At 70.3% G+C, this 11937-nt stretch carries 11 protein-coding genes and 1 tRNA gene; 8 read left to right on the top strand and 4 right to left on the bottom strand.

Annotation, left to right across the window (positions count from 1 at the left end):
• Positions 1-68: 68 nt before the first annotated feature.
• Positions 69-830, bottom strand: a complete 762-nt coding sequence (locus ACFT9I_RS06315; RefSeq protein WP_382561359.1) for a DUF461 domain-containing protein — start codon at positions 828-830, stop codon at positions 69-71.
• Between the two features lie 573 nt (positions 831-1403).
• Between ACFT9I_RS06315 and ACFT9I_RS06310 the strand changes: the two genes are divergently transcribed.
• The 7 genes from ACFT9I_RS06310 to ACFT9I_RS06280 all read left to right on the top strand — a co-directional run bounded on the left by ACFT9I_RS06310 (position 1404) and on the right by ACFT9I_RS06280 (position 8897).
• Positions 1404-1886: a CarD family transcriptional regulator gene (locus tag ACFT9I_RS06310; protein ID WP_003953493.1), complete on the top strand. Its 483-nt coding sequence runs from the start codon at positions 1404-1406 to the stop codon at positions 1884-1886.
• Between the two features lie 496 nt (positions 1887-2382).
• Positions 2383-3129 (top strand): 2-C-methyl-D-erythritol 4-phosphate cytidylyltransferase, encoded by a 747-nt coding sequence (gene ispD / locus ACFT9I_RS06305; RefSeq protein ID WP_382561357.1) that lies wholly within the window; start codon positions 2383-2385, stop codon positions 3127-3129.
• A complete protein-coding gene (ispF, locus tag ACFT9I_RS06300) occupies positions 3119-3637 on the top strand; it encodes a 2-C-methyl-D-erythritol 2,4-cyclodiphosphate synthase (protein WP_382561355.1) in 519 nt (172 codons plus the stop codon). The genes ispD and ispF overlap by 11 nt, the downstream gene beginning before the upstream one ends.
• Before the next feature lie 166 nt (positions 3638-3803).
• Positions 3804-4211, top strand: a complete 408-nt coding sequence (locus ACFT9I_RS06295) for a PPOX class F420-dependent oxidoreductase (protein WP_382561354.1) — start codon at positions 3804-3806, stop codon at positions 4209-4211.
• A gap of 213 nt (positions 4212-4424) precedes the next feature.
• The gene (cysS, locus tag ACFT9I_RS06290) at positions 4425-5846 is read left to right on the top strand and encodes a cysteine--tRNA ligase (RefSeq protein ID WP_382561352.1); all 1422 of its coding nucleotides are present in this window, start codon (positions 4425-4427) and stop codon (positions 5844-5846) included.
• 167 nt (positions 5847-6013) lie between these two features.
• Positions 6014-6964, top strand: a complete 951-nt coding sequence (rlmB, locus tag ACFT9I_RS06285) for a 23S rRNA (guanosine(2251)-2'-O)-methyltransferase RlmB (RefSeq protein WP_382561350.1) — start codon at positions 6014-6016, stop codon at positions 6962-6964.
• Between the two features lie 163 nt (positions 6965-7127).
• A complete protein-coding gene (locus ACFT9I_RS06280) occupies positions 7128-8897 on the top strand; it encodes a DoxX family membrane protein (protein WP_382561349.1) in 1770 nt (589 codons plus the stop codon).
• A 212-nt stretch (positions 8898-9109) separates the two neighbouring features.
• Here the strand turns inward: ACFT9I_RS06280 and ACFT9I_RS06275 are convergent, their stop codons facing one another.
• The 3 genes from ACFT9I_RS06275 to ACFT9I_RS06265 form a co-directional block, all read right to left on the bottom strand.
• Positions 9110-9826, bottom strand: coding sequence for an NDP-sugar synthase (locus ACFT9I_RS06275; protein ID WP_382561347.1), 717 nt, complete (start codon positions 9824-9826; stop codon positions 9110-9112).
• 38 nt (positions 9827-9864) lie between these two features.
• Positions 9865-10287 carry a hypothetical protein gene (locus tag ACFT9I_RS06270; protein ID WP_382561345.1) on the bottom strand — a complete coding sequence of 141 codons (423 nt, stop codon included), beginning with the start codon at positions 10285-10287 and terminating at the stop codon, positions 9865-9867.
• Between the two features lie 207 nt (positions 10288-10494).
• On the bottom strand, positions 10495-11631 hold the full coding sequence (locus ACFT9I_RS06265) for an ABC transporter ATP-binding protein (protein WP_382561343.1): 1137 nt from the start codon (positions 11629-11631) through the stop codon (positions 10495-10497).
• Between the two features lie 204 nt (positions 11632-11835).
• Here ACFT9I_RS06265 and ACFT9I_RS06260 point away from each other — a divergent pair.
• Positions 11836-11909, top strand: a tRNA-Thr gene (locus ACFT9I_RS06260).
• Positions 11910-11937 lie beyond the last annotated feature (28 nt).

Here is an 11937-nt window from a genome sequence, read left to right as displayed (position 1 = left end):
CGACCGCCGACTGCCGACCGTCGGTCTCGGCGGCGCGGTGGTGCTCGGCGACTCAGTGGCTCAGCGGCTCAGTGCTCGGTGTCCGAGGACGCGGAGGCGGCGTCCGTCGCCGTGGACGCGTCGCCCTCGTCGGTGCCCTGGTCCGCGCCTTCGGCGGTGCCCTCTTCGGCGGTGCCCTCTTCGGCGGTGCCCCCGGGAGTGTCCTCGGCGTCGCCGCCGGGCGTCCCGGTCTCGCCGGTCTCCCCGGTCTCCTCGTCGGCGGTGCCCGACGGGGATCCGCTCGGCTTCGCCGACGGACTGGTCGACGGCGTGGGCAGCGCGCTCGGCCCGAAGTCGGTGAAGGGGCCGGTCGCCGGCACCACGAAGGCGTCGAGTTCGACGTCGCCGGTGTCGCTGAACTGGAACACGACCCGCTGGGCGTCGCCGTTCCGCGCGGCCTCGCCGCCGCCGTCGACCACGGCGGAGGCGTTGCCCTTGCCGCCGATCAGGACGGAGCCGTTGGCGGGCACCGTGACCGGTCCCTTGCCCTTGGCCGGGGTGATCTTCACCGTCGCGCCGCTGCCCGGCAGGGTGATCGCGTCGAGCGTCTGCTGGCTGCGGCCGTTGTTGAAGAGCTTCGCCGTGACGGCGGCGGGGCCCTCGGCCCCGGCCTTCGGCTGGGTGACGACCGTGGCGTTCTGGACGGTGATGTCACCGATCGAGGTCGCGGCGTTGTCAGGTCGGACGCCGAGCGTCTGCGCGTCGTTGCCGGCACCGCACGCGGCGAGTGAGGCGATCGAGAACGCGATGGCAGACGCGGCGAGAGTGCCGCGTCGAAGGCTGCGGCTCACGGTGGCGGCAACTCCTTGGACGTACGGGCGGGCTGAGGACGGCTAACGATGGTTCAGCGGGCTCAGGTTACCGAGCCCCCGTCGCGCCTTCGCACCCGACCCGCCCTCAACTGCGCCCGCTGGACTTGGTGGAGGGCGGAAGTGAGTGTCGACGGCATGTTTAGTACGCCGTTCACATAACTCCGGTGATCAATTCCCCGACCCGACACACATTCCTTACGAATAGCTCCGCATAGGGCCGCGAGGACTCCGGTGATCAAATTCGGATTGGGTTCACACTTCCGTCCGTACGCGTGACCGACATCCGAACGGAGCATGGGAAGTTCGGCTCTTGGAACCCGACAAATGCGGAGGTTCACCCCATCGGGATGGGCTTCGGGGCGGTGGAACATGCGTGTTTCCGTCCGGCTTCGCAGCGGCTCCCACCTGCGAATACCCGCTTCCGGAAGCCGCTCGCAGCACGTTCCTATTGCTGTTGTCAAGCCCCGAGATGCGCCCTGACCTGCGAAAACGCCATTCAGAACAGGCCGTTCCCGTGTTACCCTGGATAGCCACGGAAGGGGTACCTGTCACATGACGTTCAAGGTTGGCGACACCGTGGTCTATCCCCATCACGGGGCCGCGCTGATCGAGGCTATCGAAACTCGTCAGATCAAAGGCGTGGACAAGACCTACTTGGTGCTCAAGGTCGCCCAGGGCGACCTGACGGTTCGTGTCCCGGCGGACAATGCGGAGTTCGTCGGAGTGCGCGATGTGGTCGGTCAGGATGGGCTGGACCGGGTCTTCGAGGTTCTGAGGGCGCCGTACGCAGAAGAGCCGACGAACTGGTCCCGGCGCTACAAGGCAAATCTTGAGAAGCTCGCCTCCGGCGATGTCATCAAGGTCGCCGAAGTGGTCCGTGACCTCTGGCGTCGGGAACGAGAGCGTGGACTCTCCGCAGGTGAGAAGCGCATGCTCGCCAAGGCGCGCCAGATTCTGGTGAGCGAGCTGGCTCTCGCGGAGAACACGAACGAGGACAAGGCCGAGGCTCTGCTCGACGAGGTTCTCGCGTCCTGACCGGGTCCTGACCCGGACGTCCCGGCTGTCCTACACGGTCGATGTGCGCGTCATTCGCGCATCTGGACCGATCAGCAGCCGAGGCGTGAACCAGGCGGCGTGAAATAGGCGCGGCGTGAAACAGGCCACGCACGAGGCCACGCGCGAATTGCATCAATGCCGCGGTGCCCGCTGACCAGTAGTGATTCCCATGCTGCGTCGCCGGGCACTGCGGCATGCCCGGAGAGCTTCACCTCAGTCGCCTCTGGTGAACCTCACAACCGGAATCTCTTCACGGGCCCCTCTGGCCCTTAAGATCTGTTCGGCTGTGACACCCCGTCACACCAACCGAATTCCCCGCCCGATCCTGGCGAGATCCTGGTGTGCCGGGCCCGGGGCAGCTGGCGCAGCTGGTCTCGACCAGTGTCACGGAAGGGTCCGGTCAAGGTGCCGCGCCCGGCACGCTTGAGGCCATACCCATGTCGGCCGAGGAAACAAACCTGCCGGAGTGCAACCGATGTCAGACGAATCGAGCCGACACCGCACCGCCGCCGTGATCCCCGCCGCGGGCCGTGGCATACGGCTCGGCCCCGGCGCCCCCAAGGCGCTCCGCACCCTGGGCGGCACCCCGATGCTGGTCCACGCGGTACGGGCCATGGCGGCCTCCCGCGCGGTCTCCCTCGTGGTCGTGGTGGCCCCGCCCGAAGACACCGCGGCGGTGAAGCTGCTCCTCGGCGAGCACTCGCTGCCCGTACGCACCGACTACCTCGTGGTGCCCGGCGGCGAGACCCGCCAGGAGTCCGTACGACGCGGCCTGGAGGCCCTGCCGGACGACATCACCACCGTTCTCGTACACGACGCGGCCCGGCCGCTCGTGCCGGTCGACACGGTGGACGCGGTGGTCGACGCCGTACGGGCCGGAGCGCCCGCCGTCGTCCCCGCCCTGCCGCTCGCCGACACCGTCAAAGAGGTCGAGCCGGGCGGGAAGGACCAGCCCGAGCCGGTCGTCGCCACCCCCGAGCGGGCCAGGCTGCGTGCCGTACAGACCCCGCAGGGCTTCGACCGGGACACGCTCGTACGCGCGCATCTGAGCGTGCCGCTCGCCGGCCAGGGCGCCACGGACGACGCCGGGCTCGTCGAACAGCTCGGCCGGCCCGTCGTGGTCGTGCCCGGCCACGAGGAGGCCTTCAAGGTGACCCGGCCGCTGGACCTGGTGCTCGCCGAGGCCGTACTCGCCCGCAGGAGGGCCAACGATGGATTCTGAGTCCACAGGACCCGCGCCGGCCGGACTGCCGCTGATCGGCATCGGTACGGACGTGCACGCCTTCGAGGCCGGGCGTGAGCTGTGGTGCGCCGGCCTGCTGTGGGACGGCCCCGAGAACGACGGCTACGGCCTCGCAGGGCACTCCGACGGCGACGTCGCCGCCCACGCCGCCTGCGACGCGCTGTTCTCCGCGGCCGGCGTCGGCGACCTCGGCGCGCACTTCGGGACCTCGCGGCCCGAGTGGTCCGGAGCCTCCGGCGTCACCCTCCTCAAGGAGGCGGCCAGGATCGTCCGCTCAGAGGGCTTCGCCATCGGCAACGTCGCCGTCCAGGTCATCGGCGTACGGCCGAAGGTCGGCAAGCGGCGCGCCGAAGCCATGAAGACGCTGTCGGAAGCCGTCGGCGCGCCCGTCTCCGTGTCCGGCACGACCACCGACGGGCTGGGGCTGACCGGACGGGGCGAGGGCCTGGCGGCGATCGCCACGGCGCTGCTCGTACGCGAGCGCTGAGGTATTTCCCCGACGAGCATCTCCGACCGGCTTCCCCGACGGGCTTCCGCCACGGGCTTCCCCCGCGATCGGCGTGGCCCGAAATACCGCCGGGCCGACGCCGGTTGAGGAAACATCGCCGGGTACGCGTACCGCAGTGAACCCCCTCCTCAGGAAGGCACCATCCATGGCAGTCGCTGTTCTCTCCGACGAGCTCAAGCAGCTCCTCGACGGCACCGTCTTCGTCGCCATCGCCACCGTCCAGCCCGACGGCAGCCCCCAGGTCTCGCCGGTATGGGTGAAGCGCGAGGGCAACGACATCCTCATCTCGACGGCCGTCGGCCGCCGCAAGGCGGAGAACCTGAGCCGCGACCCGAGGGTGACGGTCATGCTCCAGCCCTTCGACGACCCGTACCGGTACGCCGAGATCCGCGGTTCGGCCACCCTCAGTACGGAGGGCGGACAGGAACTCATCGACGAACTGTCCATCAAGTACACCGGCAAGCTGTACGCCGACTTCAACCCGAAGGGGGCGCAGGAGGGGCAGCGCGTCACCGTCCGGATCACGCCGCGCAAGGTCGTCGGCCGCATCTGACGCGCCACCGGGCACGGCCCGGCGCCCGCGCCGCATCCCTTGGTGCTCGTGCCGCGTCCGCCGCTGTCCGATGCCGGACAGCGCCAGGACAGTTCTCCGACGGCCCTCCGAAACCCTCTGACGAGGGCCGTCCGGCGCGCCCAACGTCACGCTTCGGTGTCCCGTGGCCCCAAGGGGCCCGGGGCACTGCCTCCGGAGCACTACCCTTGTTGCGTGACCATTCGGCTGTACGACACCGGCGCCCGGCAGATCCGTGACTTCACCCCGCTCGTTCCGGGCTGTGTCTCGATCTACCTCTGTGGCGCCACCGTGCAGGCCGCACCGCACATCGGGCACATCAGGTCGGGGCTCAACTTCGACATCCTGCGGCGCTGGTTCGCCTACCGCGGCTACGACGTGACCTTCGTACGGAACGTCACCGACATCGACGACAAGATCATCGCGAAGTCGGCCGTCCAGAACCGCCCCTGGTGGGCCATCGGTTACGAGAACGAGCGCGCCTTCAACGCCGGCTACGACGTCCTGGGCTGCCTGCCGCCCACCTACGAGCCGCGCGCCACCGGCCACATCCCCGAGATGATCGAGATGATGCGCGGTCTCATCGAGCGGGGCCACGCCTACGCGAGCGAGGGCAACGTCTACTTCGACGTGCGGTCCTTCCCCGAGTACCTCCAGCTCACCAACCAGGACATCGACGACCTGAGGCAGCCGTCGAGCGAGGGCGAGACCGGCAAGCGCGACGAGCGCGACTTCGCGATGTGGAAGGCCACCAAGCCCGGCGAGCCCGACTGGGAGACGCCGTGGGGCCGCGGCAGGCCCGGCTGGCACCTGGAGTGCTCCGCCATGGCGCACAAGTACCTCGGCAGCGCCTTCGACATCCACGGCGGCGGCCTCGACCTGGTCTTCCCGCACCACGAGAACGAGATCGCCCAGGCCAAGGCGTACGGCGACGACTTCGCCGAGTACTGGGTGCACAACGCCTGGGTCACCATGAGCGGCGAGAAGATGTCCAAGTCGCTCGGCAACTCGGTCCTGGTGAGCGAGATGGTCAAGAAGTGGCGGCCCATCGTCCTGCGCTACTACCTCGGCACGCCGCACTACCGCTCGATGATCGAGTACAGCGAGGAGGCCCTGCACGAGGCCGAGTCCGCCTTCGGACGGATCGAGGGCTTCGTCCAGCGCGTCATCGAGCTGGCCGGGCACACCGTCGAGCCGGCCGGCGAGGTGCCGCCCGCCTTCGCCGAGGCGATGGACGACGACCTGGGTGTCCCCGGGGCCCTCGCGATCATCCACACCACGGTCCGGCAGGGGAACTCGGCGCTCGCCGCCGACGACAAGGAAGCGGCGGTCGCCCGTCTCGCCGAGGTCCGCGCGATGCTCGGTGTTCTCGGTCTGGACCCGCTGGACGCACACTGGACGGGAGCGGGCGCGGGCGAGGGCGGCCCCGACGGCGAGGGCAACAGCCTGAACGGCGTCGTCGACACCCTCGTACGGCTGGTGCTCGACCAGCGCGAGGCGGCGCGCGGCCGCAAGGACTGGGCCACGGCGGACGCCATCCGCGACCAGCTCCAGCAGTCCGGACTCGTCATCGAGGACGGTCCGGCGGGCCCGCGGTGGACGCTGGGCCCGCGCTGAACGAAACAAACGCCGCGACCGCCGCGACCTCCTGAGGAGGCGGGCGCGCGGAATGCCGTGGGGCCCCGGCCGGGGCCCCGATTGTGCTGTCCGGCCGCCGGGCGGCACACTCGCGTGAACGAAGTGAAGTTCTCACGAACCGACGAAAGCAACGAAACAGGTAGGTCATGGCCGGGAACAGCCAACGCAGGAACCGCCGCACGTCCAACAAGAAGGGCGCGCAGGTCGGCAGCGGTGGCAAGCGACGCCGCGGCCTGGAGGGCAAGGGCCCGACGCCGCCCGCGTCCGCCCGCAAGGGCCATGTGCAGAACCGCGCCTCCAACGCCAAGGCCAAGCTGACCGCCCGCCGCCAGGTCGCCCGCCGTGGCGGCAAGGGCACCAGCGAGATGGTCGTCGGCCGCAACCCGGTCTTCGAGGCGCTGCGCGACGGCGTACCGGCGACGATGCTCTACGTACAGCAGTACATCGAGAACGACGAGCGCGTGCGCGAGGCCCTTCAGCTCGCCGCCGACCGCGGTGGCATCCACCTGATGGAAGCCCCCAGGCCCGAGCTCGACCGTATGACGAACGGCCTCAACCACCAGGGCATGGTGCTCCAGGTCCCGCCGTACGAGTACGCGCACCCCGAGGACCTGGCCGCCGCCGCCTTCGACGAGGGCGAGGACCCGCTGATCGTCGCGCTCGACGGCATCACCGACCCGCGCAACCTCGGCGCCGTCGTCCGTTCCGTCGCCGCCTTCGGCGGTCACGGCGTCGTCGTGCCCGAGCGTCGTGCCGCGGGGATGACCGCCGGCGCGTGGAAGTCCTCGGCCGGCACCGCCGCCCGTACGCCGGTCGCCCGCGCCACCAACCTGACGCGCGCGCTGGAGAGTTACCAGAAGGCGGGCCTGACCGTCGTCGGTCTGGCCGCCGACGGCGAGACCGAGGTCGGCGACCTCCCGGCGCTCGGCGGCCCGGTCGTGATCGTGGTCGGCAGCGAGGGCAAGGGCCTGTCCCGGCTGGTCGGCGAGACGTGCGACTACCGGGTGCGGATCCCGATGCCGGGCGGCGCCGAATCGCTGAACGCGGGTGTCGCCGCGGGAGTGGTGCTGTACGAGGCGGCCCGCCGGCGCGCCTGAGCGGCCGGGCCGGGCGTGGGCCCGGCTCCGGTCGAGTGGTGGGCGCGGCAGTGGGCCGGATGGCGTGATCTCCGTACAGATGTGCCCATCCCGGCACTCTTGACGGGTCTCGGACATTTACCGGCCGTCAAGGCAGTGTCCTAAACACAAGTCACTCGGTTAGATGAGTGTGGACACCAGAACGCCCCGGCCCGGGTTCGAAGAACAGCCCCCGCTGAGCATGGTCAAGGTGGACTGCGATCCCGCGCAGGTCATCGTGAACCACGCCAGCTTTCGGGTGAAGCTCGCATCGAGCCAGCGCCCCAGCCCCGCACGCGCCACGGCGGACACCGCGCGGATCCCCGCGATGAGCGGCGGCGGAGGTGCGGCACGCCGCCGGGCCCCCGTCGTCTGGAGCGGCAGGTCGGAACCGGGCGACCTCGGGGCCACCGGGCTCCTCCAGGCCGTACGGAACTCCTCCGCGAGAGCGGCGGGCGCGGCCCTCGCCGAAGCGCCGGGCGGCCCGTACGACACGGGGGCCGGCGGTTCCACGCAGGTCATTCCGCGGATCGACCTGGGCGACGACACCATGCCGACGCCCCGCGTACCGCCGCGCGGTGGCGGCGCGGGGTCCGACACCCCGCTGCTGCCCCCCATGCGGCAGGCCGTGGGCGCGTACGACGCGCCGGAGTACGACACGTACGGCGACCCGGCCGACCCGTACGGCGCGGGCGGCGCACGCCACCGCGGCGGACACGACGACCGCGACGACCGTGAGTACGAGCGCGACTTCGACCGGGACTTCGACCGGGACGGCGACGGCCGCGGCTACGACGGCGACCGGCGCGCAGCGCGCTACGACATCGCGGCCTCCGAGGCCGCCGTACGCCACGCCTACTACCCAGGCCGCCGCATGAACCTCGGAGTGGTGCTTCTGCCGCTCCGCGTCTTCCTCGGTCTCATCTCCATCTACGCGGGCATGGGCAAGCTCTGCGACCCCGTCTACTTCGACGGCGGCAAGCGCGGCTCCATGGTCGCCTGGCTCACCTCGCTGCAGCCGTGGGCCCTCGCCGAGCCCCTGCGCGACTTCGCCCTCTCGCACCCCGTCGGCGCCGGACTCAGCGTCGCGTTCCTCCAGGTCGTGGCCGGTGTGCTCACCGTCCTCGGTCTCTGGCAGCGGCTCGCCGCCTCCTTCGGGGCGCTGCTCTCGGCCGCGCTGATCCTCACCGTGAGCTGGCGCACCGTCCCCGCGTACGACGCGCCCGACATCATCTACCTGGCCGCCTGGTCCCCGCTGATCATCGCGGGCGCCCCCGTCTACTCGATGGACGGGCGACTCGCGGGCGAGGCCTGGCGCAAGCTCGGCCCGCGCTCTCCCCTGAGGGACCTGCGGCGGCGGGTCCTGCGCCGCGGCGCGGTCGTCGCGACCGTCGTCATCGGCCTGACGCTGCTCATCGGCTCCATGCTCGGCGGAGCCGTACGGTCCACGGAGATGGTGACCGTGCCCGGACCGAACAACCCGGTCAACCAACTGCCCGGATCGCCGCTCCCACAGAAGCCCGGCAAGAGCAGCGCGTCCGGCACGCCCACCGGCGAGGCCCGCCAGAGCGGCGGCAGCACGGCGCCGACGGCCGGCCAGACCAGCGGCCCGGCGGCCGAGCGGTCGAAGCCGGGCGAGGACCCGGCCCGCAAGCCCGGCGGGACCGGCACGGGCGGACAGCCCAGCCAGTCCCAGGGCACCGGCCAGGCACCCCCGCAGACGTCGGAGCAGGCACCCCCGCCGTCGAGCAGCCAGGGCCCCGCGACGAGCGGTGGTTCGACGGGCGGCGGAGGCGGCCAGGGTGGCGGCACGACCGGCGGAGGCGACGGCGGCGGCACCACGGGCGGCGGAGGCGGCTCGTCCACCGGCGGCGGTGGCGGAGCCAAGAACCCGATCGGCGGCCTGCTCGGCTGACGCACGGGCGCATGTACGAGGGCGGCCACCCCGCATGAGGGGGTGGCCGCCCTCGTATGCGTGCTGTGCGCCCGTCTACGGGCCTGGGACGTCCGATACGGCTCCGGGGTCGCGCGGCCCGCGACGAACCCCGTCAGGCCCGCTCTGCGTCCAACAGGAACGCCCGCGCCGATTCGGCCTCGGCGTCGACAGGCTCGGCGTCGACAGGAACGTCAACGGGCGGCGGCGGCCAGCTCCTTGGCGGCCTCCGTGAGGTCCTTCGCGGTGTCGATGGCCCGCCAGTACGCGCCCTGCGGCAGCGGGAAGCCCGCCAGCCTGCGCTCGCGCGCCAGCCCGGGAAAGGTCGTCCGCTCGTGGTCGCCGCGCTCGGGCAGCAGACTCGCGAACGCCGGGGAGAACACGTACACACCGGCGTTGATCAGATACGGCGACGGCGGCGACTCGATGAAGTCCAGTACATGGCCGAACTCGTCGGTCTCCACGGCCCCCCAGGGAATCCGCGGCCGGGCGAGGGCGAGCGTCGCGGTGGCATCACGCTCCGCGTGGAACGCGGCCATCTCGCGCAGCGAGAAACGGGTCCAGATGTCGCCGTTGGTGGCGTACCAGGGCTGACCGGGCTCGGGCAGCCGGGCGGCGGCGTGCTTGAGGCCACCACCGCGCCCCAGCGGTTCCTTCTCCACCACGGTCGTGACACGCAGCGGGAGTTCCGACGCCTCCAGCCACTCCTGGAGCACCTCGGCGAGATGGCCGCACGAGACCACGGCGTCCGTGACGCCCTCGGCGGCCAGCCAGGCGAGTTGATGGCCGATGATCGGGGTCCCCGTGCCGGGGATCTCGACCATCGGCTTGGGACGGTCGTCGGTGTACGGGCGCAGCCGCGACCCCTGGCCGCCCGCGAGGACCACGGCCTGCGTCGGAAACGTCATCATGCCGTGAACGATAGGCGGGTCGGCCGGGGAGCCGGTGGTCAGTGCCCCGCGGTCTGCTGGGAGACCCCGTAGGCGAACGAGGTGTCGCAGACGGGGCGGGAGAACGACTGCGCGCGGGTGGGTCCGTACTGCGCGACAGCGGCGCGGCCGAGCGCGCGGGCCAGGGACATGCAGTGCTTGGCGAGCGAGGGGCGTTCCTCGATCTGGCGCTGGAGGTGGGTCAGGGCGATGCCCGGGTCCTTCTCCTGGAGTTCCACGAGCAGCTTGTCGCGGAGAACGTCCTGCGGGGCGCGGGACTTGGCGCGTACGGACGCCTTGTCCGAGGAGGCGGTGAGGATCTGCGCGTCGGAGTTCTTCGCCGCCCACGGGACGGTCGCGACCGCCAGGGTTCCGGAGAGTACGAGGACGACGGGCAGTACGAATGCGAGACTTCGGCCGATTCGGCGGGCTGTGTGGGTCACGCAGGCGAGCGTAGCGGTCAGTGATGATTTGGCGACATTTAGTCACTCGGGCGAGGGATGGTTCGACAGGTCTTTTCGAATCGGGTGTTGACGTACACGATTCGAAATGGCCGGTATGCCGGGGTATTTGGCCGGTTGAGCGACGCAAGCAAACGGCCCCGCACCGAAGTGCGGGGCCGTTAGTACGTTCTTCAGGTCAGCTTCGGATCAGTCGCTGAGGCGCTCGCCCGTCGACGAGGCGAAGACGTGCGTCTCGCCCGGACGCGGTACGACGTGCAGCTTGGCGCCCTTGTCGGGAACGGCGCGGCCGTTGACGCGGACCACCAGGTCCTTGTGCTCGCCGCCGACCTGCGCGTCGCCGTAGACGTAACCGTCGGCGCCCAGCTCCTCGACGACGTTGACGGTGACGGCCAGACCGGCCGGCGCGTCGTCGGAGTCCTTCGACAGCGACTTCGCGGCCTCGCCGCCCTGCTCGACGATGTCGAAGTGCTCCGGGCGGACACCGACGACGACGGTGCTGTCGCCACGGTCGGCCGCGGCGGAGAGCGCCTCACGGGAGATCGGGACGACGCTGTTGCCGAACTTCACGCCACCGTCGGTGATCGGGACCTCGACCAGGTTCATGGCCGGGGAGCCGATGAAGCCGGCGACGAAGAGGTTGGCGGGCCGGTCGTACATGTTGCGCGGCGAGTCCACCTGCTGCAGCAGGCCGTCCTTGAGGACGGCGACGCGGTCGCCCATGGTCATGGCCTCGACCTGGTCGTGCGTGACGTACACCGTCGTGATGCCGAGACGGCGCTGGAGCGAGGCGATCTGCGTACGCGTCGACACACGGAGCTTGGCGTCGAGGTTCGACAGCGGCTCGTCCATGAGGAACACCTGCGGCTCACGCACGATGGCGCGACCCATGGCCACACGCTGGCGCTGACCACCGGAGAGCGCCTTCGGCTTGCGGTCCAGGTACTCGCTGAGGTCGAGGATCTTCGCGGCCTCTTCGACCTTCTTACGGATGTCGGCCTTGTTGATGCCCGCGATCTTCAGCGCGAAGCCCATGTTGTCGGCGACCGACATGTGCGGGTAGAGCGCGTAGTTCTGGAACACCATCGCGATGTCCCGGTCCTTGGGCGGCAGGTGCGTGACGTCGCGGTCACCGATGCGGATGGACCCGCCGTTGACGTCCTCAAGACCCGCGAGCATGCGCAGGGAGGTCGACTTGCCGCAGCCGGAAGGCCCGACCAGTACGAGGAACTCGCCGTCCGCGACGTCGAGCTCGAGCTGGTCGACGGCGGGCTTGGTGGAACCCGGGTAAACACGGGTCGCCTTGTCGAACGAGACAGTGGCCATGGTGATGTGGTCCCCTCACCGGCAGGAACGTGCCGGACGATCCGAGTAAAGGAGTGGCTCCTCCGCGGAGGGCGGAGGATGGGTCTAGTCCACCTGGATGAACTTGAGGTGACGCTACCCCGCGTTTCAAGATCTGTCAGTAGGTGAACCACGATGAAATTCCCGGCTGACCTGTGATCCGTGCCGGTTATAGTTTTCCCGCACGCCTCCTTAGCTCAGTTGGCCAGAGCAACGCACTTGTAATGCGTAGGTCGTCGGTTCGAATCCGACAGGGGGCTCAAGAGCGGAAAGCCTGGTCACAGGCCC

Origin of the sequence: Streptomyces sp. NPDC057137, from assembly GCF_042670825.1 — a bacterium.
GTDB lineage: Bacteria > Actinomycetota > Actinomycetes > Streptomycetales > Streptomycetaceae > Streptomyces.
The sequence above is the reverse complement of the archived record's forward strand: the minus strand, read 5'-3'. Positions and strand labels throughout refer to the sequence as shown.